At 44.1% G+C, this 22,745-nt stretch carries 20 protein-coding genes and 9 tRNA genes; 19 read left to right on the forward strand and 10 right to left on the reverse strand.

Features of this window, described 5'->3' with window-relative positions:
- Positions 1-47 precede the first annotated feature (47 nt).
- The 6 genes from kdsA to hemA all read right to left on the reverse strand — a co-directional run bounded on the left by kdsA (position 48) and on the right by hemA (position 6,595).
- On the reverse strand, positions 48-902 hold the full coding sequence (gene kdsA / locus ACXACS_RS14470) for a 3-deoxy-8-phosphooctulonate synthase (protein ID WP_474807613.1): 855 nt from the start codon (positions 900-902) through the stop codon (positions 48-50).
- A 20-nt stretch (positions 903-922) separates the two neighbouring features.
- The gene (locus ACXACS_RS14475; RefSeq protein ID WP_474807615.1) at positions 923-1,288 is read right to left on the reverse strand and encodes a SirB2 family protein; all 366 of its coding nucleotides are present in this window, start codon (positions 1,286-1,288) and stop codon (positions 923-925) included.
- A 332-nt stretch (positions 1,289-1,620) separates the two neighbouring features.
- A complete protein-coding gene (locus tag ACXACS_RS14480) occupies positions 1,621-3,186 on the reverse strand; it encodes a DUF3369 domain-containing protein (RefSeq protein WP_474807617.1) in 1,566 nt (521 codons plus the stop codon).
- 157 nt (positions 3,187-3,343) lie between these two features.
- On the reverse strand, positions 3,344-4,183 hold the full coding sequence (gene prmC, locus ACXACS_RS14485; protein ID WP_474807619.1) for a peptide chain release factor N(5)-glutamine methyltransferase: 840 nt from the start codon (positions 4,181-4,183) through the stop codon (positions 3,344-3,346).
- A gap of 36 nt (positions 4,184-4,219) precedes the next feature.
- Complete coding sequence (gene prfA, locus ACXACS_RS14490; protein WP_474807620.1) at positions 4,220-5,305, reverse strand: peptide chain release factor 1; 1,086 nt, start codon at positions 5,303-5,305, stop codon at positions 4,220-4,222.
- Between the two features lie 15 nt (positions 5,306-5,320).
- Entirely contained in the window at positions 5,321-6,595 is a 1,275-nt protein-coding gene (hemA, locus tag ACXACS_RS14495; protein ID WP_474807622.1) for a glutamyl-tRNA reductase, read from the reverse strand.
- A gap of 131 nt (positions 6,596-6,726) precedes the next feature.
- Between hemA and lolB the strand changes: the two genes are divergently transcribed.
- The 4 genes from lolB (at position 6,727) to ACXACS_RS14515 (ending at position 9,309) form a co-directional block, all read left to right on the forward strand.
- Complete coding sequence (lolB, locus tag ACXACS_RS14500; protein WP_474807624.1) at positions 6,727-7,353, forward strand: lipoprotein insertase outer membrane protein LolB; 627 nt, start codon at positions 6,727-6,729, stop codon at positions 7,351-7,353.
- Complete coding sequence (gene ispE / locus ACXACS_RS14505) at positions 7,353-8,219, forward strand: 4-(cytidine 5'-diphospho)-2-C-methyl-D-erythritol kinase (protein WP_474807626.1); 867 nt, start codon at positions 7,353-7,355, stop codon at positions 8,217-8,219. Before lolB ends, ispE begins: the two co-directional genes overlap by 1 nt.
- Before the next feature lie 33 nt (positions 8,220-8,252).
- Positions 8,253-8,328, forward strand: a tRNA-Gln gene (locus ACXACS_RS14510).
- A 33-nt stretch (positions 8,329-8,361) separates the two neighbouring features.
- On the forward strand, positions 8,362-9,309 hold the full coding sequence (locus ACXACS_RS14515) for a ribose-phosphate pyrophosphokinase (protein ID WP_012517998.1): 948 nt from the start codon (positions 8,362-8,364) through the stop codon (positions 9,307-9,309).
- 75 nt (positions 9,310-9,384) lie between these two features.
- Here ACXACS_RS14515 and ACXACS_RS14520 read toward each other — a convergent pair whose 3' ends face one another.
- A complete protein-coding gene (locus ACXACS_RS14520) occupies positions 9,385-9,693 on the reverse strand; it encodes a hypothetical protein (RefSeq protein WP_474807628.1) in 309 nt (102 codons plus the stop codon).
- 620 nt (positions 9,694-10,313) lie between these two features.
- Here ACXACS_RS14520 and ACXACS_RS14525 point away from each other — a divergent pair.
- From ACXACS_RS14525 to ACXACS_RS14590, 14 genes are all read left to right on the forward strand, one after another.
- The gene (locus ACXACS_RS14525) at positions 10,314-10,769 is read left to right on the forward strand and encodes a ribose-phosphate pyrophosphokinase (RefSeq protein ID WP_474807630.1); all 456 of its coding nucleotides are present in this window, start codon (positions 10,314-10,316) and stop codon (positions 10,767-10,769) included.
- A gap of 322 nt (positions 10,770-11,091) precedes the next feature.
- Entirely contained in the window at positions 11,092-11,724 is a 633-nt protein-coding gene (locus ACXACS_RS14530; protein WP_474807632.1) for a 50S ribosomal protein L25/general stress protein Ctc, read from the forward strand.
- 5 nt (positions 11,725-11,729) lie between these two features.
- Complete coding sequence (gene pth / locus ACXACS_RS14535; RefSeq protein ID WP_025254772.1) at positions 11,730-12,311, forward strand: aminoacyl-tRNA hydrolase; 582 nt, start codon at positions 11,730-11,732, stop codon at positions 12,309-12,311.
- A 41-nt stretch (positions 12,312-12,352) separates the two neighbouring features.
- Positions 12,353-13,444, forward strand: a complete 1,092-nt coding sequence (gene ychF / locus ACXACS_RS14540) for a redox-regulated ATPase YchF (protein WP_118489665.1) — start codon at positions 12,353-12,355, stop codon at positions 13,442-13,444.
- 124 nt (positions 13,445-13,568) lie between these two features.
- Positions 13,569-14,582: a peptidylprolyl isomerase gene (locus ACXACS_RS14545; protein ID WP_474807635.1), complete on the forward strand. Its 1,014-nt coding sequence runs from the start codon at positions 13,569-13,571 to the stop codon at positions 14,580-14,582.
- Between the two features lie 171 nt (positions 14,583-14,753).
- Positions 14,754-14,830 (forward strand) — tRNA-Met (locus ACXACS_RS14550).
- Between the two features lie 35 nt (positions 14,831-14,865).
- Positions 14,866-14,950 (forward strand) — tRNA-Leu (locus tag ACXACS_RS14555).
- Between the two features lie 4 nt (positions 14,951-14,954).
- Positions 14,955-15,030: transfer RNA gene (locus ACXACS_RS14560), tRNA-Gln, on the forward strand.
- 35 nt (positions 15,031-15,065) lie between these two features.
- Positions 15,066-15,150: transfer RNA gene (locus ACXACS_RS14565), tRNA-Leu, on the forward strand.
- 2 nt (positions 15,151-15,152) lie between these two features.
- Positions 15,153-15,228, forward strand: a tRNA-Gln gene (locus ACXACS_RS14570).
- A gap of 52 nt (positions 15,229-15,280) precedes the next feature.
- A tRNA-Met gene (locus tag ACXACS_RS14575) sits at positions 15,281-15,357 on the forward strand.
- 33 nt (positions 15,358-15,390) lie between these two features.
- Positions 15,391-15,475: transfer RNA gene (locus ACXACS_RS14580), tRNA-Leu, on the forward strand.
- 4 nt (positions 15,476-15,479) lie between these two features.
- A tRNA-Gln gene (locus ACXACS_RS14585) sits at positions 15,480-15,555 on the forward strand.
- 342 nt (positions 15,556-15,897) lie between these two features.
- Positions 15,898-17,304, forward strand: coding sequence for an alanine/glycine:cation symporter family protein (locus ACXACS_RS14590; RefSeq protein ID WP_474807636.1), 1,407 nt, complete (start codon positions 15,898-15,900; stop codon positions 17,302-17,304).
- Between the two features lie 182 nt (positions 17,305-17,486).
- On the opposite strand, the gene ACXACS_RS14595 is transcribed toward ACXACS_RS14590, so the two are convergent.
- On the reverse strand, positions 17,487-18,143 hold the full coding sequence (locus ACXACS_RS14595) for a cupin domain-containing protein (RefSeq protein ID WP_474807638.1): 657 nt from the start codon (positions 18,141-18,143) through the stop codon (positions 17,487-17,489).
- A 50-nt stretch (positions 18,144-18,193) separates the two neighbouring features.
- Entirely contained in the window at positions 18,194-18,814 is a 621-nt protein-coding gene (locus ACXACS_RS14600; protein WP_474807639.1) for a flavin reductase family protein, read from the reverse strand.
- A 92-nt stretch (positions 18,815-18,906) separates the two neighbouring features.
- On the opposite strand from ACXACS_RS14600, the gene ACXACS_RS14605 reads away from it, so the two are divergent.
- Positions 18,907-19,491, forward strand: a complete 585-nt coding sequence (locus ACXACS_RS14605) for an acyl-CoA thioesterase (protein ID WP_474807641.1) — start codon at positions 18,907-18,909, stop codon at positions 19,489-19,491.
- Positions 19,492-19,691: 200 nt separating this feature from the next.
- Here ACXACS_RS14605 and ACXACS_RS14610 read toward each other — a convergent pair whose 3' ends face one another.
- Entirely contained in the window at positions 19,692-22,253 is a 2,562-nt protein-coding gene (locus ACXACS_RS14610; RefSeq protein ID WP_474807643.1) for a TonB-dependent receptor plug domain-containing protein, read from the reverse strand.
- Positions 22,254-22,745 lie beyond the last annotated feature (492 nt).

Genomic DNA, 22,745 nt, shown 5'->3' on the forward strand with positions numbered 1-22,745 from the left:
TGATACGCATGCCGGTGCTTGCACCGGCATACGCCATCAATACATGCTTAGGTATTGCTTGTATCTAACGCGTCAAAACCTTTCACTAACTCGTCTAACGCTTTCATTTGTTGCAAATAAGGCTCTAATTTCGCCAACGGCAATGCACAAGGCCCATCACAAAGTGCTTCATCAGGGTTAGGATGCGCTTCTATAAATAGTCCTGCCAAACCTAATGCCATACCGCTTCTTGCTAGTTGAGCAGCTTGCGCTCGTCGACCATCTGCAGACGTTGCACGACCACCTGGCATCTGTAGTGCGTGAGTCGCATCAAATATCACAGGCGCGTACTCTTTCATTGCGTCCATACCCAGCATATCTACAACTAGGTTGTTGTAGCCAAAGCAACTGCCGCGTTCACAAAGAATAACCTTATCGTTGCCCGCTTCACCGAGCTTTCCAATAATATGACGCATTTCGTGAGGCGCTAAGAACTGAGGCTTCTTAACATTTATTACGGCACCTGTTTTTGCCATTGCAACCACAAGGTCGGTCTGACGCGCCAAAAAAGCAGGTAACTGAATAACATCAACCACTTCTGCTACAGGTGCCGCTTGGTGCGGTTCGTGTACATCAGTGATAAGAGGAACGTTAAAAGTCGACTTAATCTCTTCAAAAATACGTAAGCCTTCTTCCATACCAGGGCCGCGGTACGAGGTTACAGATGAACGGTTAGCTTTATCAAACGAGGCTTTAAAAACGTAAGGGATATTGAGCTTTTGTGTTACTTCAACATAGTGCTCGGCAATACGCATCGCAAGGTCACGAGACTCGAGTACGTTCATCCCGCCGAACAGTACAAAAGGTAAATGATTGGCAACCTCGACGTTACCTACATTAATAATCTGTTTTGATTCAGACATTATTTATTTCCAATTAAATCTTAAAAAAGAGGTTGTTTGGTTACAGCAACCATTGCTGTTGCCATAAGCACAACGAGTGCTGCTACGAAAAAGCTCCATTTGCCCAAGGTTGTTTTGGCTTTTTTCAATGCAAATAATCCAAACACAATGTACAAAACTACGCCGATAACTTTGAATGTAAGCCATGCATTGACAATAGGATATTGAGATAAAATGAAGCATAGCCAAATTGCACTAGCTAACAGCACAGTATCAATGATATGAGGGAGGATTTTAACCCACTTCTTGCTTAATGCTGTTGCGTCGAATTGGCTCCAAATAAACCGAAAGACAAAGAATAAAATGCTTAAGCCAACGGCGGTTAAATGAAGGTGTTTTGCCATCATGTACATAGTGTGTTCCTGTTTTTATTAGATGATGAGCCTGCTGCTCGTTACTCTACCACATGTGCTAATTGGGCATTGCTTGATCTTTAATATCAAAATCAAAAACCCTGTGAAAGACAACTAAGTTGAGGTCATTCTCTTTAAGGTATTTTGCTATAAGTATTTCACTACAAGAGCTAAGGCAATATGCAATTACCTTAGCCTCACGTCTTAAAGTACGAGCTGTCATCTTAAAGGCAGATGCATTTGCTTACTCCTGCCTTATTTTTATGGCGCCTGTTTAAAGGCGTTTATTGTAACGTATTACAATACGTAAATAACGGGGAAATGCATCACTTCGCGTCAGGATATTGAGCTTGTATCGCTATAAATGCTGGGAGCTCAGTCAGCATAATTTGAACCAGGCCAGGGTCGAAGTGCTTACCACTTTCCTCTTTCAATACAGCTTCGACCTTATCAACTGCCCATGCTGGCTTGTAGGGTCGCGAGTTTATTAGCGCATCAAACACATCTACCAATGTGGCAATACGGCTTTTAATATCTATTTCTTCGCCCTTAAGCCCATCGGGATAACCTGTCCCATCCCAACGCTCGTGATGCTGTTTTGCTAACATGGCGGCAAGCTGAACCGTTGGGCGGCTTGAGTCTTGCAAAATTTGATACCCAAACTCTGCATGCTGGCGTATTTTAAAAACCTCTTCTTCGGTTAAAGACGTTGTTTTTTGCAAAATAGCTTTAGGCACAATAGAGGTACCAATATCATGCAACGGTATAGCAAGGCGCAGAGTATCAACTTCCTGTTCACTAAGCCCTGCTTTTTCTGCCAGTAGTTGCGCCATCTCAACCATTCTCGTTAGATGTTTTGACGCATTTGATTCATGCTCTAAAGCGCGGCCTAAACGTTCAATAATTTCTTTCTGCGTTGCTTCAACATCAACGGTTTTTAGTACGTTATCGAACGCCAGCTGCACACTATCTGAAAAGCGTTTTACCAAATGTCGATCATTATCACCAATTCTTCTGGGCAAGCCCGACAAATACAACAATGCACCGTCGTGAGTTTTGCTGTTGCAGTAAGCCACCACGTGATCTTCTGCATATACAATCTGTTTATCGCGCATTGCCTGTGCACATAGTGCATATTCTTCTGCACTAATCGCCTCTTTTAGCGGCACGCCTTCTTTGCTGGCGTATTGGCCATTTCCTGCAAACACATACAGTTCGTCTTTGCCCAACTGACTATTGTTTGTATTGATTGTTCGCGATGTAGTGGCAACCGCAGTAGTGATATAGGCGGCATCTTTCGAGCAGCCTAAAATCGAGGCCAGCTGTTGGATAATGCCCTGCATGAATTTTTCGAGAGAACGTGAAGAAAACAAATCAACAGATGCATCAATGATCTTTTCTAGCCCGCACCTGTTTTCTTCTATAACAATAATATCGCGATAAGAGCGCAGTGCAGCAATAATAACAGTGAATAGTTTTTGTGCAGTTAGTTCGGTTTTAGATTTATAGTCATTGATGTCGTAGTTAATGATGACATCTTTTTCTGGAGCTTGGCCGGGTTGACCGGTGCGTAAAATAATGCGAGTGAAGTGATTATCGAGTTCGTTGCGAATGTAGTCTGCCACTTGAAGGCCGGCATCATCGGTTTCCATGACTACATCTAGTAACACAACTGCTATATCGTCATGGGTTTTAAAAATAGATTTGGCTTCCTCACCGCTATAGGCACTTACGAACTCTAATGTTTTACCATTTAAGCTAAAGTCATTTAGCGCCAACTTGGTAACGGCGTGCACTTCAGGTTCATCATCAACGATAAGTACTTTCCAGCTACCCAGATCATCCACTTCATTTTCATCGTCGTCTTCTGCGAAAAGAAAGTCATCATTCATCTGGTACGTCCTGTAGTGTAAGAGGTTGTTTAGCTTAGCGCTTTTTAGTTTTCTTTGATGCTACACAAATACTAATGCAAAACCAGATATAAGCAAGTTAGCAATTAATCAGCAATAGTTACGGCCAAATTTAAGCGAGGTCAAAGTAATTGAAAAGCTAACACCACTGACCTAGCGTCACGCGGTCGTTGTTACCGAAATCTTTGACTGTTTTAACCTTAACAAAGCCTGCATTGGTGAGCAGTTTATTTACCGCATTTCCTTGATCGAAACCGTGTTCAAAGGCTAATAAAGCCCCTTTGTTGAGGTATTCAGGCGCATTCTTAATGATGTGTTTTATATCGTTTAAGCCATCATGGCCCGAGGTTAACGCTGTTTTCGGTTCAAAACGCACGTCGCCTTCATCAAGGTATGGGCTGGCTTCTTCGATATAAGGCGGGTTTGAAACAATAATGTCGAAAGTTTGGCCATTGAGTGCACTAAACCAGTCACTTTGCACGAAGCAGGCATTAGTTAAGTTGTTAGCTTGTGCATTGCGAGTAGCAAGTTTTACCGCTCCCTGCTGGAAGTCCACACCAGTAACTGATGATTCAGGTAATTCGCTTGCTAACGCCAGAGCAATAGCGCCCGTGCCTGTTCCTAAGTCGCAGATTGATAGAGGATGAGCTAGATGTTCATTGGCCCAGTTAAGCACTTGCTCAACCAGCACTTCAGTATCAGGGCGCGGTATTAACGTATCCGGCGAGGTAAATAGTGATAGAGTCCAGAAATCGCGCTTGCCGATAATATAAGCAACAGGCTCACCCCGTTTTCTTTTTTCCACTGCAGCTTTAAATTGCGCCTGCTCAGTGTCATCCAAGGTTTTATCTGGCCATGTGAAAAGGTAAGTTTGAGACTTGCCTAGAATATTTGCCAATATCACTTTGGCATCAACAGAGGGTGACTCACCACCCTCTAGTTGTTTAACAGCCCATGCTAGGGCGCTATCTATGCGCATTATCTTTTTTAACGCTATTTTTGCTGCAAGACGAATTTACTCGTCAGAAAGCGAGGCTAACAAGTCAGCCTGATGTTCTTGCAAAATCGGATCGACGAGCTGTTTTAGATCCCCTTCTATTACTTCATCTAAACGATAGATAGTCAGGTTGATACGGTGATCGGTAACGCGACCTTGCGGGAAGTTGTAAGTACGAATACGCTCTGAGCGGTCACCACTGCCTACTAAGCTCTTACGGGTAGAAGCTTCTTCAGCCGCGCGCTTTTCTTCTTCAATTTGGTTTAAACGCGCTTGAAGTACTGACATAGCCTTAGCACGGTTTTTGTGCTGTGAACGTTCGTCCTGACACTCTACAACCAAGCCTGTTGGCAAGTGAGTAATACGAATAGCAGAGTCAGTTTTGTTAACGTGCTGACCACCTGCGCCCGATGCACGGAAGGTATCGATACGAAGCTCAGCCGGGTTGATTTCGATGGCTTCTGACTCAGGGATCTCAGGTAATACGGCAACAGTACATGCAGAGGTATGAATACGACCCTGTGATTCGGTTTCTGGTACACGCTGTACGCGGTGACCGCCCGACTCGAACTTGAGTACGCCGTAAACGCCATCACCACTAACGTTCGCAACCACCTCTTTATAGCCACCGTGTTCACTTTCGTTGGCATTCACCAACTCAACACGCCAACCGCGGCTTTCTGCGTAACGGCTATACATACGGAATAAATCGCCTGCAAATATTGCCGCTTCGTCGCCACCAGCACCTGCGCGAATTTCTAAGAAGCAGTTGTTGTCATCGTTTGGATCTTTAGGCAGAAGTAATACCTGAAGCTCAGTTTCAAGGCGCTCAATGTCTGCCTTAGCTTCTTTCATCTCTTCTTGTGCCATTTCACGCATTTCAGCATCATCTTCGTTCAGCATTTCCTGTGCTGAGCTTAAGTTTTCTTGCGCTTGCTGATAGGCATTAAAGCCAGAGACTACATCTTCTAGCTGACTGAACTCTTTTGACAAGTTGCGAAACTTATCCTGATCGCCGATAACTTCAGGGTCACCGAGTAACGCCTGAACTTCTTCGAAACGCTCGACTAAGTGTTCGAGTTTCCTAACTACCGACTCTTTCATATGCTTCTTATTACCTTATTTATTATTGTCTGACGAAAAGTCAGATAAATCTAATGCCTGTCCCATCCAACGGCTTAACGCCGGGTCATCGTGCATGGCAGCTTCGCGTAACGCTAGGGTTGTTGAATGCAACAGCGTATTGGTTAGTTTATACGCCATTTCTTCTAATACCGCTTCGGCATTCTTACCTTCCGCTAGTTGCGCTTTGGCTTTTTCCACAATATCGTCACGCTGCGCCATGCCTTTCTGGCGATACTGTCTTACTAAATCTATAGATTGCTGCGACTGTTTCCATGTCATATAGTCGCCAGCTTGCTTGTCGATAAGCTTTTCCGCTTCTTTTGCAGCTTGCTCGCGGTTTTCTAAATTCTTTTGAACAATGTGCTGTAAGTCATCGACAGTATAAAGATAGGCATCACCTAGCTCGTTTACTTCTGACTCTATATCTCGCGGTACTGCCAAGTCGACCAAAAACATAGGCATGTTTCTACGCTGTTTAAGCGCTTTTTCCACCATACCTTTGCCAATTAAGGGCAGTTGGCTAGCGGTAGAGCTTATCACGATATCAAAATCTTTTAAGTGCTCTGGTACTTGTGACAAGGTAAACACGCTCGCATCCAGTGTTTCGGCTAAGGCTTCTGCTCTAGCCACCGTCCTGTTTGCAACGGCTAAGCAGCTTACCCCCTGCTCTTTCAAATGCTGTGCAACCAATTCAATAGTTTCACCAGCGCCTACTAGTAGCACTGAACGCTTAGGTAATTCAGCAAAAATATGCTTGGCTAATTGCACTGCTGCATAGGCTACGCTAACTGCGTTTGCCCCTATATCAGTTTCACTGCGAACGCGCTTCGCCACTGAAAAGGTATGTTGAAACAGCTTGTCAAATTCGCTGCTCACCATCCCTGAATGTTTTGCATCACCAAACGCCTGCTTCACCTGCCCTAATATCTGAGGCTCGCCTAAGATGAGTGAATCAAGGCCGCTGGCTACTCGCATAATGTGCTTTACTGCTTCATCCTGCGCGAGCACATAGCTGTTGCTGGCAATCTCTTCTACGTCTAAGTGATGAAAATCACTTAACCATTGTAGAAGCTTTTGACCCGTATCGTCCTGGCTATTGACGTAAAGTTCGGTGCGGTTACAGGTGGATACAATGACAGACTCATCTATGCCATCCAGCTTTTTTAAACTCGCAAGCGCTTCCACCAGAGAATCTGGTGTAAAAGCCACTTTTTCGCGAAGTGCTACTGGTGCTGTTTTATGGTTAATACCGAGGGCGAGTAAAGTCATTAAAATCTGTGCTGGCAACGTCGGAGCGGCATTGTACGAAAAACGCAAAATGATTGAAAGTGTTGGTGAAACTGTGTTCCCATAATGTCACAACTAAATGTGTTTTATTTTTATACGGGTATGTTGCCTTAATGATTCGCTTATTTTCCTTATTATTTGCCATTTGCTTTTTATTAAGTGCATGTACCACCGCTCCGAAAGGCCCAGAAAATGCGGTAAACCTTACCGCGCAACTCGAAAAAGTGGCTGAAGTCCACAAGTGGCAAATGCGCGGAAAAATTGCTTTTCGCCAAGGAAAAGAAGCGGCAAGTCTTAATTTAGTCTGGAAAAACGATTCCGGCGATTTCGATTTTCGATTAACTAATTTCTTAGGAGTAAGTCTAGTTAATCTAAACGTGAACAAAAACCAGTCAGTATTAGAGGCTGACGGCGAAACCTATGTAGATGCCTTACCAGAACCACTTATTTACCAGATCACGGGAATGGTAATTCCTGTGGAATCACTATTGTCTTGGGTAAAAGGTTTACCGCTGGACGGTGACAAATTCACCCTAACTGAAAAAGGTTTGGTTAATACCTTGGAAAGCTATTGCCAAGGTTGCCGCAATTGGCAAGTTGCTTACGGCAACTATGGTAGTGTTGAGCTAGAAGATGAAACATCTGTATGGCTACCGCACAGCATCACGCTTACCCAGGATGAAACACCGAACATGCCTAAAACTCAGCTTAAAATTAAAATTTATCAGTGGACTCTGTAGTGAACTCATCTGTTTCTCAACAAAAGGATTGGTGGCCTTCCCCCGCTAAACTTAACCTGTTCTTACACATTCTAGGTCGATACGACAACGGCTACCATCAGCTTCAAAGTTTATTCCAAATGCTGGATTACGGCGATGCCCTCGCCTTTGACGTAAGCACAAGTGATACGGCCATTCGCATGGAAACATCTCTTGATGGTGTGCCAGACGATGACAATTTAATTGTAAAAGCAGCGCGATTGCTGGCAGCAAAAACTAAGTGCAATAAAGGTGCTGTTATTTCGATTGATAAACGACTACCCATGGGTGGCGGCATTGGGGGTGGCTCATCAAATGCAGCAACAACCCTTGTCGCGCTTAATCATTTATGGAATACAGGGCTAAGTGAAAACGAACTAGCCGAGTTAGGATTAAGTTTAGGTGCCGATGTACCTATTTTTGTGCGAGGTCTAACCGCATTTGCTGGAGGCGTTGGAGAAGACATAACGCCAGCTCCTCAAAAAGAACAGTACTTTCTTGTCGCAAACCCTAACGTGCATGTCAGCACAGCCGAAGTTTTTACCTCGCCGGATTTGCCCAGAAATACACCAGCGATGCGTTGGGAAGACTATAAATTTGAAAAAACTTGGAATGATTGTCAGCAATTAGTCGCGAATCGCTATCCTGAAGTTGCAAAATTATTACAGTGGTTGGTACACTACGCACCGTCGCGAATGACGGGCACAGGTGCATGCGTGTTTGCCACTTTTTCTGACTACACTTTAGCCGAACAAGTTAGGGCTCAAATGCCTGAAGCTTGGCAGAGTTTTGTCGCAAAAGGTGTGAATCGCTCACCACTATTAGACAAATTAGAACAACAAAGATAGCGTGTACGCCACATCGGACAAGAACTTAAAAATTGGGGTATAGCCAAGTTGGTAAGGCAGCGGGTTTTGATCCCGCCATTCGTAGGTTCGAGTCCTGCTACCCCAGCCAAACCTCTTTTATCAACGCACTGAGGAACCACTTGTGCCAGATATGAAGCTCTTTGCAGGTAATGCCGTACCAGAACTTGCCCAGAAAGTCGCCGATCGCCTCTATACCAAACTTGGAAATGCCAAAGTTGGCCGTTTCAGTGACGGTGAAATTAGCGTAGAAATTCATGAAAACGTCCGTGGCTCGGACGTTTTTATTATCCAGTCTACGTGTGCGCCTACTAACGATAACCTTATGGAACTTATTGTGATGATCGACGCACTACGTCGAGCATCCGCTGGTCGTATTACAGCAGTAATTCCTTACTTTGGTTATGCACGCCAAGACCGTCGTGTTCGTTCAGCTAGGGTGCCAATTACTGCGAAAGTAGTGGCTGACTTCCTGTCTAACGTTGGTGTTGACCGCGTTCTTACTATCGACCTACACGCCGAACAGATTCAAGGTTTCTTTGATGTTCCGGTGGACAACGCTTTCGGTACTCCTATCCTTCTTGCTGACATGGTAAGACGTGACTTTGCCGACCCGGTTGTCGTTTCTCCTGACATTGGCGGTGTTGTTCGTGCACGTGCTACTGCGAAACTACTTAACGACACCGACCTTGCTATTATCGATAAACGTCGCCCTAAAGCGAACGTGGCTCAGGTAATGAACATTATTGGTGATGTTAAAGATAGAGACTGCATCATCGTTGATGACATGATTGATACAGGCGGTACGCTTGCAAAAGCAGCAGAAGCACTTAAAGCACATGGTGCTCGCCGTGTTTATGCTTACGCTACTCACGCTATTTTTTCGGGTAACGCTGCAAACAACCTTAAAGAGTCTGTTATTGACGAGATTATCGTTACCGACTCGATTCCATTAAGTGCGGATATGAAGCAAATCGGAAAGGTAAAACAGCTTACTCTTTCTGAGATGCTTGCTGAAACCATTCGTCGCATTAGCAACGAAGAATCTATTTCAGCGATGTTTGAATACTAATTCAAACTAAAAAACGAGTGAAACAGTGATATAAATAAGCACTGTTTCACTCGCTTCTTTTACGGGAAGTTTTGTTTAGTTACCCGTTTCGTCTTCTTCGTCGTCTTCTGGCATATCCACGTCAACAACAGGTACTTCAACTTCTTTAGTCTTCGTTTTTACGTCAACGTCCATCGTATCAACGTCATATTCAGGCATTTCGCCACCTTCAACATCAACGTCTGGCATTTGTCCATCATCGGTTTTCTTTACTTCATATTCAGGCAGTTCACCAGACTCAACGTCAACATCAGGCATTTCACCCTCTTCAGTTTTGTTAACATCGCATGCAGTTGCCGCTAGTGCCAAACTCGATACTGCAAAAATTTTAGTTAAGTGCTTCATTTTCTCTCCTTAAAAACGTTGCTTTTGATAATCCCCAAATAAAGTTACGGAAATTATGCTAGCTGCGTAATACATTGCCTTTTGACTAAACAAGTAAGCCCCGGGCGCTGTTATTACATAAGTCGATGTTGATAAAGCAGGCTCTGTGCCAATCACTTTATAATATAGGGGAGAGCGCGGGGGTTGAAACTTCACTTCAAACTATACTGTCCATTTCGATAAAGAAAGTTCTATGTTTTTTTGCTACATCGCTAGATAAAAAAGTTGTTGCCATCGCCTTATAAACGGCAGTTTTAAGCAGACTTATAAAACAATTTTTTCCGTCAGTTATTGTGAAAAAAAACATTCTTAACGGTTTCGTAAAAGTGCTGCGCCTTTGTAAAAATCAAAATATTTTTTATTCAAAAAAATGCGCTCTACTTTTTGAAACATGAAAAAGATATATAGGTATCTGCGTTTTTTGTAGAAATTACTTAAACACCATGGAAGACTGTTAAACAAAGAAAAGCTTGAATCGGTAAAAAGCCAAAGTTATGCATTGCTGTAGATTTGGTTCTAACTGGGCGCGAATTGAAAGCTAACGATAAAACCCTACTTTTATTAAATAGAGGAATATAAGAATGAAAACACACCGCCTTAAACTCGCAATTATGTTTACTTCTGCACTTACACTTGTAGCTTGCTCTGAAGAAGAAGCCAATAAGGACGTCACCATGGTAGATAAAGAAAAACAAATGGACATAAAAGCTGAATCAATGCCTAAAGAACTGGTTGCCGAGCCTGTCACACAAGCTGAGGCCGTTGAAGAAAACGTAAAAGGTGAAGTTTCTATGAAAGGCAGCATTATATATAAAGACCTAGAAGGCGGTTTTTATGCATTTATTGCAGAGAATGGCGATCGTTACACCCTACATGGATTAGATGAAACTTATCAAAAAAATGGCCTTGTTGTGGAAGTTAAAGGTACACCTAAGCCCGATCTGATGACCTTCACCCAATTTGGTACTGTACTTCAAGTATCAAGCGTTAAGGTGCTTGATACCAGCAAAGTCATTGATAACCTGCAAACGAAATAGACGTGTTTCGTGCTAGGCAAGTAGCCTGTTATTGGAATAACGCCGGATAGAAACCTGACTTTGCTGTTCTTGATAGAATAAAAGCGCGCTTCGGCGCGTTTTTAATATTGGCAACGTCGTTTTATACTTTTCGCTTCTATTTTTATCTGCGTTGGCAATTGTATGTTGTAGTGGGTGGTGTTAGAATTCGCCGCCCTTGAATTTTGGGCTGATGGTTTATTGTGCGTAAGAATGTATTTTCAAACGCGATAAACATCGAATTACAGTGGGTTTTGGTCGCAAAAATCCACATCATTAGACTTATATTTTTTGGAGACAGACAATGTCTGAAGCAAATTTCAAACTAGATGCTTCTGTTCGTACAGACCTAGGGAAAGGTGCGAGCCGCCGCCTACGTCGCGAAGATAAGCTTCCTGGTATCATCTACGGTGGTGAAGAAGCACCAGTTTCTATCACTCTAGATCACAACAAAGTAAACAACTCTGCTGACTTTGAAGCGTTTTACTCTCACGTTCTTGAACTAAACCTTGACGGTAAAGTTGTTGAAGTTCTAGTTAAAGACATGCAGCGTCACCCGTACAAGCCAAAGATCATGCACATTGACTTCCAACGTGTTATCGCTGGTCAAGACGTTCACACTAACGTTCCAATTCACTTCGTAAATGAAGAAGCTTCTGCTGCTGTTAAAGCTGGCGGTATTGCTGAGCACCACGTAACTGAAATTGAAGTTACTTGTCAGCCTAAGAACCTTCCAGAGTTCATCGAAGTAGATATGGCTGCTGTTGAAATGGGTCAAACGCTACACCTTTCTGACCTAACACTTCCAGCTGGCGTTTCTTCAGTAGAACTTGCTAAGAACGACGAAGCTCACGACCTAGCAGTTGTGACTGTTAAGCCTGCTCCTAAAGCGGCTGATACAGAAGAAGACGGCGAAGAAGCAGCTTCAGAGGAATAATCCTCTTGGCTGATATCCGCCTAATCGTGGGCCTGGGTAATCCAGGCCCCGAATATGAAAATACCCGACACAATGCCGGTGAATGGTTTCTCAACCAACTTGCCGACACCTATAACGCCCCGCTAAAACCAGAAACCAAATTCTTCGGTAAGACTGCTCGCATTACTATTGCTGGCAAAGATGTCCGCTTGCTCTACCCCACTACGTTTATGAATAAGAGTGGACAAGCCGTAGCAGCACTGGCTAATTTTTACCGTATAGAACCAGAACAAATATTAGTAGCATTTGACGAATTAGATTTGCCCCCCGGCGTAGCAAAATACAAAGTGGGTGGAAGTTCTAGTCAAAACGGCGTACGTGACATTGTGGCTAAAATGGGTAACAACAAGAATTTTTTGCGTTTGCGCATAGGTATTGGTCATCCAGGTCATAAAAGCCGAGTAACCGGCCATGTTCTTGGTAAGCCACCAGCAGATGAAAAGGCAGCTATTGAAAGCGCCGTTGATGAAGCGGTACGCTGTACAGAAATTTTGCTGAAAGAAGACCTTAAGCAAGCACAAAACAGGTTGCACTCTCACAAAGGGTAAACCTAGCCAGTTTTCACTTTTCCAAACTAAGGATCCATACCATGGGTTTTAAATGCGGTATTGTTGGCCTACCAAACGTAGGTAAATCAACACTTTTCAATGCATTAACAAAAGCAGGTATCGAAGCGGCCAACTTCCCTTTCTGTACCATCGAGCCAAACACAGGCGTAGTACCTGTGCCAGATCTTCGTTTGGACAAGTTGGCTGAAATCGTAAACCCACAGCGCGTTATTCCCACTACCATGGAATTCGTTGATATTGCGGGTTTGGTAGAAGGCGCATCTAAAGGTGAAGGCTTAGGTAATAAATTCCTAGCGAACATTCGTGAAACCGACGCTATTGGTCACGTAGTACGCTGCTTCGACGATGAAAACATTGTTCACGTTGCAGGTCGCGTTAGCCCTAAAGATGACATCGACGTTATTAACACCGAGCTTGCGCTATCTGATTTAGAAACCACAGAAAAAGCACTTCACCGTGTAGCAAAACGCGCTAAAGGCGGCGACGCTGATGCTAAGTACGAAATGAAAGTGCTTGAAAAGATTAAGCCGCACCTAGATGAAGGCTTATTACTTCGTTCACTTGAGCTTAGTAAAGAAGAACTGGCGGCAATCAGCTACATGAACATGCTTACCCTTAAGCCAACCATGTACATTGCTAACGTGAATGAAGACGGCTTTGAAAACAACCCGTACCTTGACCAGGTAAAAGAAATTGCAGCAGGCGAGAATGCTACGGTAGTAGCAGTTTGTGCATCTATTGAGTCTGATATTGCAGAGCTTGAAGATGACGAGCGCGAAGAATTCATGCAGGACATGGGCTTAGAAGAACCTGGTCTTAACCGTGTAATTCGTGCCGGTTATAACTTGCTAACGCTTCAAACCTACTTTACTGCCGGTGTTAAAGAAGTGCGCGCTTGGACCTTCCCAGAAGGTTCAACAGCGCCACAAGCCGCGGGTAAAATCCACACCGACTTCGAAAAAGGCTTTATTCGCGCCGAAATCGTGAGCTACGACCACTTTGTGGAGTTTAACGGCGAACAAGGTGCTAAAGATGCAGGTAAATGGCGTCTTGAAGGTAAAGACTACATTGTTAAAGATGGTGACGTTATCCACTTCCGCTTTAACGTATAATTTCTAATGTAGAAATTAGTGCTGTTTACTAAAGCCACCGCAAGGTGGCTTTTTTGTTTGCCGTAAAAAATTGTGAAGCTTTCATAGGGCTGATATAACTTACAAAAAACTAACGGCCCTTATAATGATTCTAAAACAGCTTAGCAATTTACAACCGTTCGCGTTATTGCAAAATAAATCGCAGCGAGACACACAGCTAAAAAACCGACTATCCCTTTTTAAGGCCTCGGTTAGAACGTTATGTTTACTAGGTTTTACTAGTTTTTCCATTGCCAATGAAACTCAGATTAAAGCGGAAAACACACAATCTGACATCAGCGGCGGTGAAATGGCGCCAACATTGGTAAGCAATGCCGATAATTGGTATCAGGTACCCCAAGCTAACACGGTAACCTTCAAAACCGCACATGGCGACGTGGTTATTGCACTTCACCCTACCCTTGCGCCAAAGCATGTGGCTAGGTTCAAAGCCCTTATAGAGGCAGGCTTTTACAACGAGCAAGCGTTTTATCGTGTAGTAGACGGCTTTGTGGCACAGGCTGGCAGCAATGATACCCACGACACATCTCAATTTGCAGCAAATCTGCTTAAGCCAATAAGCGCTGAATTTACTCAGCCACTTAACAGCAATGTAAACGTCGTTGAATCTAAAGATATGTTTGCACCTAATACTGGCTTTTTAGACGGCTTCCCTGTGGGCATTGATAAAAGCCGTAAAGAAATGTGGGGGCTTCACTGCCCTGGCGTTGTGGCGTTTGCTCGTAATAGCGAGAAAGATACCGCCAGTACAGAGTTTTATATTGTAATTGGGCAAGCTCCGCGACATTTAGATAGAAATATGTCGGTGGTAGGTCGTGTAGTGAAAGGTATGGATGTGCTTCAAAAATTACCTAGAGGCAATATGGACACAGGTGGTGTACTAGATGACATTACCCAAGAGAGTAAAATAAAGCAGGCTTTTGTGCATACTAGCAACTCAACGCCTTACTTTTTACAAACACCACATCATGAAGAATACAAAAAGCGAGCTAATACGGGAAGAAACCTAGATAACCCGTTTTTTCATGACAATACCTATGGTCCGCGCCCTATTGACGTGTGTTATTACCAGACAAAAGCCAGTGACAAAACTTGGTAAATCGGTACTTAACCCCTTGCAAGTTGTTCAAATTCACGGCTTTTTGTGCGTATTTCGCCCTAATGCGCACACTTAATGAGCATTTAAAAAAAGTTAGTAAAAAAGGGGTTGACGGTTGCCAGTCATATACGCATAATACGCGCCACTTCCTGAGAGGGAAGAGAATAGCAAGGCTACGTAGCTCAGTTGGTTAGAGCACATCACTCATAATGATGGGGTCGCAAGTTCGAATCTCGCCGTAGCCACCAATTCTCTGTTATCTCTTTTAGGAAAGTCTAGCTGCGCGGAAGTGGTGGAATTGGTAGACACGCTGGATTTAGGTTCCAGTGCTTCACGGCGTGAGAGTTCAAGTCTCTCCTTCCGCACCACGACTGGGGTATAGCCAAGTTGGTAAGGCAGCGGGTTTTGATCCCGCCATTCATAGGTTCGAGTCCTGTTACCCCAGCCATTCTTTTTTGAATGACTATTATAGCTAGCGTCTACGCGGAAGTGGTGGAATTGGTAGACACGCTGGATTTAGGTTCCAGTGCTTCACGGCGTGAGAGTTCAAGTCTCTCCTTCCGCACCATTTGGGGTATAGCCAAGTTGGTAAGGCAGCGGGTTTTGATCCCGCCATTCATAGGTTCGAGTCCTGTTACCCCAGCCAAATTCTTGAGAAGCCGCTCATCGAGCGGCTTTTTATTGAAGATAAAAGTTAAGGCTACGTAGCTCAGTTGGTTAGAGCACATCACTCATAATGATGGGGTCGCAAGTTCGAATCTCGCCGTAGCCACCAACTTTTTACATTCCTTAATTGGAAGTCTACATTGCGGAAGTGGTGGAATTGGTAGACACGCTGGATTTAGGTTCCAGTGCTTCACGGCGTGAGAGTTCAAGTCTCTCCTTCCGCACCAAATTTGGGGTATAGCCAAGTTGGTAAGGCAGCGGGTTTTGATCCCGCCATTCATAGGTTCGAGTCCTGTTACCCCAGCCATATTCTTGAAGAAGCCGCTCTATTGAGCGGCTTTTTTTTTGTGCTTACCCCTTCTAAAAAGTGCTGATAGATTTTAGTTAAAAACTCTACGCCCTTTCCCTTCTAAATGAATAAATTTGCTATATGCGAGCATAAAACGTCATAGTTTCAGTACGTTTTCATTGTCCAATCATTTAACTGTCGTGCTAGTATTAGCTCTTTATCGATATAGCTCGGCTTATCCTAAGGTTTAGCAAATATATGTTTGCTTAAACTGAAGCGTTTGTTCTGACAACGCACCTGTCATGTTCAGTTCATCTTTACACGCCGAGCAGCTATTAAAACAATAACGAAGGAAAGTGCGTGATAAACGAATTCGTTTCATTAGTTAACAATATTCTTTGGGGTGACGGCCAAGTACTCATTATCATGCTTCTGGCATGTGGTATTTGGTTTACCGTAAAACTAGGCGGTGTACAGCTTAGACATTTCGGTCATATGTTCAGCCTGCTTAAAGGCAGTAACACCTCTTCTAAAGATGGGATCAGTTCATTTCAAGCTTTATGTACCAGTTTATCTGCCCGTGTGGGTACGGGTAACTTAGCTGGCGTTGCGGTTGCTATATCACTAGGTGGCGCTGGCGCTATCTTTTGGATGTGGATGATTGCCCTTCTTGGTATGGCCACTGGCTTTGCTGAAAGTGTATTAGGTCAGCTTTATAAAGTACGTGACGAAAACGGCGAGTTCCGTGGCGGCCCTGCGTACTATATAAAGCAAGGTTTGAACAAAACCTGGCTAGCCGTTGCTTTCTCGCTATGTTTGTTCTTTGGCTACGGTTTTGTTTTCAGTGCCGTTCAAGCTAACACCATTACCGATGCATTAAACAATGCGTACTCTTTCCCTACTGAATATGTTGGCCTGGCCATTATTGCACTGGCAGCGTTAATTGTTGTGGGAGGGCTTAAAAGCATCGCCCGCTTTGCCGAGTTTGTGGTTCCCTTCATGGGGATTGGCTACGTGCTAGTGGCGCTTGCCATTACCTTCATTAATATTTCCGAACTGCCGGCTATGCTGCTTGATATCGTAAAGTCTGCGTTTGGTTTACAAGAAGCTGGCGCTGGCGCACTAGGTGCTGCCATTAAAAATGGAATTCAGCGTGGACTCTATTCAAATGAAGCGGGTAGCGGCTCGGTACCACACGCAGCAGCAAGTGCTGTTCCAAACCCTAATCACCCGGTTTCTCAAGGCTATATTCAGATGCTGGGTGTTTTCTTAGATACACTAATACTGTGTACGTCTACTGCCTTTATCATTCTACTTGCTGGCGGTTCAAGCTCTGATCAAATGGAAGGCATACGCCTAACCCAAGACGCCATGAGCAGTCATCTAGGCGAAGGCGGTACCGACTTCGTGGCAGCCGCCATCAGCTTATTTGCATTTACATCTGTAGTAGCAAACTACGCCTATGGCGAAAGTAACCTGCACATGTTCAAGCTAGATAACAAAATAGGCCGTGCAGTCTACACCATCGGCTACTTGGGCATGATCTACTGGGGCGCACAGGCAGCGCTACCTCAGGTATGGGCAATGGCCGATATGGCGTTAGGTTTAATGACGGTAATCAACATCATCGCTATTGTATGGATGACCCCTACCATTGTTTCTATCAGCAAAGACTACTTTAAGAAAAAAGACACTGGCGCAAACATGGAATACAAAGCGGGTGACTGTGAAATACAGGGTAAGTCAGAAGATGGTATTTGGGATTAAGCCTTTCGTTTATTGAGAGGCGGCAATCACTAAATAACGATTAAAAAGTCGGTTTTGGCACGAAAGGCTAACCTCGCGTTAGCCTTTCTCGTATCTAGCGTTTAATTACCTCAAACAGGTTACCTGTACCGTATCCACTTAAAAAACCAGACACTAAAGTTTAGAAAGGAAGCGATAACAACTTACAAGGCTATCGGCAAATGCCCTGTCTTAACCCAAATTATTGTTTCTTCATCAACGTACGGATGATGCTGGCTCATATGCGGGCTTCTAATCCACGTACCTTTGGGGTATTCACCATGCTCGTCTTTAAACGTCCCAGACAGTACAAATATTTCTTCACCACCGAAATGCTTGTGGGGCTTAAACACCTCGCCAACTGGCCACTTAACCAGCGCTACGTGTTCATGCTCAAAGTTGTGAAGCGGCATCACTTCTAAACCGCCCTGCCCTTGCAGCCATTGAGCAGTATTAGTGTTCACTCTAACTTCAGCCAAATCGCGCTTATCGAATTGATTCAGTTTAACCAATATCACACAGCCTTCTTTACTAAACGGGCTGTGTTTGCTGTCTGGTGGATTGCGCAGATAAGTGCCTGCAGGGTAGTCTCCATGCTCATCGGAAAATACGCCTTCAAGCACTAGAATTTCTTCTCCGTACGGATGGCTATGCTGTTTGAAGCTAGCGCCAGGCTCGTATTTCACCACGCTGGTTGTATGGCCAGACTCTTTTGCTTCACGCTCTAACGGCTTACGCCAAACCGTGGAAGATGGCGACGGCTGCCACTCTTGCTTTTGTGTATTGATAGCTAAGCGTTCATCAAAGTTCATATTTAACATTTAGGTCACCGATTGGTATTGGCGCGTTGCCGCTATTTTCTTAAAGACCGTTACTCAGGTCTTAGCATTTCGAAAAAATTATCTTGGGATATAGTGTAGTAATCACCTCGTCCGCCGCCACGACTCACTGGCGCGCTTTTTAGCGTACTGTAAACACCGCTTTCAATTAGCGACTTATCAATGTGTACGCCCACTACTTCGCCCATGATAAACCAACTATTTACTTCATCGCCCGTGGCTGACTTAAGCTGTACCACATCGGTAAGCTTACACTCCATGCTCACCTTACTGGCTTTCACGCGAGGAACCTGCACTATTTCGCTTTCTACGGTTTGAAGTCCAGCGTGGTCGAACTCGCTTTCCTCAGGTGCTAAAGGCTTGCTTGTTTTATTCATCGCATCAACCAAATCTTGCGATACGAGATTCCAGCAAAACTCGCCTGTTTCCTGCACGTTTATCAATGAGTCCTTCTTACTGCCTACTACAGAAAAGCCGATAATTGGCGGCGTATAATTAAGGGCATTGAAAAAACTGTAAGGGGCAAGGTTTAGCACACCCGCTTTTGATTTTGTAGAAATCCACCCTATGGGGCGCGGGGCAATAATCGCGTTAAAGGGGTCGTGAGCTAATCCATGACCTTCTTTTGGTTGATAAAAATGCGTTTGTGACAAAACCATTCCTTAAAATGTGTGGTAGGGTAAAACTACTACTGATATGAACGCTTACACGGCGTTTTTCAAGGGCTTTAGATTAAAGGTTGTTTATGACTGCACGAAGTGTCGCATTTTCGAGAACAAGACTTACTGAATTAATGGTACCGTCATTCGCTAACTTTGGCGGTAAGGTGCATGGTGGCGTTATCTTATCTTTAATGGATAAAGTTGCGTACGCGTGTGCAAGTAAGCATGCAGGCGCCTACTGCGTTACAGTAACTGTCGACGGCGTTGAGTTTTTACAGCCCGTTGAGGTTGGTGACCTTCTTCACCTAGATGCTACTGTGCATTATGTAGGGAACACATCGTTAGTTGTGGGGATAAAGGTAACCACGGAGAACATAAAAACGAACGAGGTTAAGCATACTAATAATAGTTTCTTTACCATGGTAGCCAAAGATGACAGCGGTAAACCTGTATCCGTTCCTGAACTTGAACTATCTACTCACTATGAAATGCGAAACTTTGTCACCGCTATTCGCCGCAGTAAAATTCGTAAAGAAGCGCAAGTTAAGCTTCAACGTGATTACGATGCATTTATTCCTAAAGAAGACTTTGCGCTTCTCGATGCGCATAGATGCAGCGTTACTTTTGATCGGGATGATGTGCCTGCAAAACAAAACGATGAAGATTAAAGGTTAAACCTGAAAGCAAAGGACTTATAGTAGTACCGCAATATACATTTAATTTTGACTATATTACGCTGTCCGCCAATAGCATCTTGCCCAACAAATAAAAAGCCCCCAAAGGTTGTATAACTAACCTTAGGGGGCTTTCACATTAACTACTCTAGTATTTCTACGTTTATCCTAAGCGCTCAATTAAAAGCACTTAATTAAAAACGATACGCAACTTTTCCGTAAACAAAGCGGCCGGTGAAACCGTACGGCGAGAAGCCTGAGTAAGAAAACAGACGAGAGAAAGTCGTGACTTCATCAACCAGGTCTCGCGTTGGCTCTGGGTATACATCAAAGATGTTATTAGCACCTACAGAAACCGTTAGCCCATCGGTTAATGCAACGCGAACATCCAAGTCTGTGATCCATTCCGAAGGTAGAATTTCATTGCGCGCTTCAATTGAAGAAGGGTCTTCAACTTCACCATAACGGGTAGTGCGTAACGTGGTTGTGTAACGGTCGTAATTCCATGTAACACCTAAGTTCAGCTTGCTGTCTGGTGACGCTGTTTCAAAACGACGAAGCTCCACATCACTGAACAGGTTGTCTTGGTCGAACCCAGCGTTTTGCAGTACGTCAGGAGCATCTAAAATGTCGGTCACTTCGTTGTCGTTAAAGTTCATTCCGGCATTAAAGTTAAACGCTCCATAGTCAGATGTATTCAAGGTGTAAGTAGATACAATGTCGACACCTTCTGTACGCGAATTGATAGCGTTTAAGAAGAAGCGTGCACGATTTGCCCCAGTGCCTTCTAGCAAGGCTTCAATTGCTTCACCCGAAAGGTTGTTAGACAGCACAATACGATCATCAATATCAATGCGGTAGAAGTCTACGGTTAAGTTGAAGTCCGCTGTGGGCGAGTAGGTAAAACCTGCACTGTAGTTATTCGACTCTTCTGCATCTAAGCCCGGGCTACCAAGCGCTTGTGCAACCTCACTTGATGGTGCAAAGGTGCCAGTTTCAGTTGGCTCGCCATCAACAAATACGGTGGCAATAGAGGTAAAATACTGCTGCTGAAGAGACGGCGCTCTGAAGCCTGTTGATACCGACGCACGAAGGGCAAATGCATCGCTAAGCGTTACACGGTGTGACATTTTCCAGTTAAACGTGCTGCCAAAATCAGAATAATCTTCATAGCGCCCTGCCACTGCTACGTTCCAGTTTTCTACAACATCAGCTTCTACATCAACGTAAAAGCTGTAGTTGTGGCGACTGTTATCACCTGCTGATTCTGGAGTGAAGCCAGGGAATACTTGTGCGCCAGCTGCGCCAAATGGCCCCTCTATTGGGTCGGTTACCGCTCCACCAGGACCAAAGGTACCTTGAATGTAAGAGTTTTCTTCACCCGCTGTGATATCGTAACCTTCGTGACGGTATTCTGCTCCCATTGCGAAGTTCATCTCGCTATAAAACAGCCCTGTATCGACCAAACGAGACGCGTCTGCGTTAATGATAGTGGTATCGTACTCAAGCGTACCGGCATCAAACTCAGTTTGGCTTGTGGGGCCAAGTGACGTATTTAGTGTGTTTACTACACCGTATTCTAGCTCGTTCCCACCGTGCGTTAACGATAGGTCGTAATTCCAGACATCCCCATAACCTTTAATTCCAGCTATAAATGACATATCCGTAATGTCGGTTTGGATGGCTGGTAAAAATCCGTCAGGATAAATATCAACAATGTTACGCGAGTCTTGAGCTCGGCGATAAAAGCCACTGCCAAGAGAGTCACGAGTGCTATAACCTGCTGTAGTGTAAAACTCAATGCTATCGGTGAGTGCTTTACCCGCATTGATAAACAGTGCGTAGTCTTCTACCTCGCCGTTTCCATAAACGTGGTTGTAGCGATTAACCGTAAGCTCACGAGGATCTAAATTACCCACTGCATCGCGGGCATAGTTTTCTCGCTGATCGTAGTCTGCGCGATTTGCTTGGCCGCGGTCGCGATATTCAGCAGAAACGTTTACAAAGCCATCGTCACCCCACTCAAAGCCCACGTTGCCGCGAAGGGTAAAGGTTTGACCGTCGGTTACCTCTCGGTCACTGCCTTCTTCAAAAGCTAAATTACCGTCAGCGCCAATATTTACACCTTCAAGGTTAGGTACGCCGTCCATAGTCGTCACATTAGCACCGTAAGTCGCCGATACTTCGCCTCCTTCAGCGGCGTCTTTCAATACAATATTGATTACGCCAGCAATAGCGTCTGAACCATATTGCGCTGCCGCTCCGTCGCGCAACACTTCAATTCGTTTGATAGCGTTAGCAGGAATAGCGTTTAAATCTACTGCCGACGAGCCTCGCCCTACCGATCCATTAAGATTAAGAAGCGCTGAAGTATGACGGCGTTTCCCATTTACCAATACCAGGGTATGGTCAGGTGCTAAGCCTCGCAGCTGGGCTGGTCGCACGTGATCTGTACCATCGGTAACAGAGGGTTGAGGAAAGTTAAAGCTTGGCAGCAACTGATTCAAAATCATATTGGTTTCAGTTAAGCCCGTCGCTTCTATCGAAGAAGCGTCGATGATATCGATAGGAACGGGAGAGTCATTGATAGTACGGCCTACACGGCGAGAACCTACGATTTGAATTTGTTCAACATCCTGCTCATCAACTGTAGTTTGCTCTTGTGCCAGTGTTGAAGTGGAAAAGTGCATTCCTGCTATTGCAGAAGCAATTAAGGAAAGCTTAAAAACAGAAGCGTTAAATTTAGCCTGTTGCATTGTGATGTTCCTGAATTTTATATGTGTTTACTGCTTTGAAAACTATGCTTTTTACTCTATCGAGTAGAAAAAAGACCTACAGATACATTTTCTTTTTCTGTTGTTGGGGTACTGCTAAACGTCGAGTTGTCTGAAAAGACTTATAATTATTAGAAGTGATAAGCAAAAATGCTTAGCAGTGAGTAAATCACAAAAATATTCTCCCACACAATACTAAAGTTGTAATAATTTAGAAATATCGATAACAGGCAGGGTTTACGGGACTAAAACGTGAAGCTACTGATTTATCTAATGTAAATACGAAAAAAGGTGGCCTTGGCCACCTTTTCAAAGCAGTACGCTACACGTTACGCTTTTTTTAGCTTTTTCTTTAGCTTTTTTAGTTTGCTTTCTTGCTTAGCAATTTTTGCTTTAGCTACTTTCATCTCTTTTTTGATTTCTTTTTTCTTAGCCATTTTTATATCCTTAGTTTCTTCTGTAGTGTATTGCTGA

Source organism: Alteromonas sp. AWM4_230 (assembly GCF_056158305.1).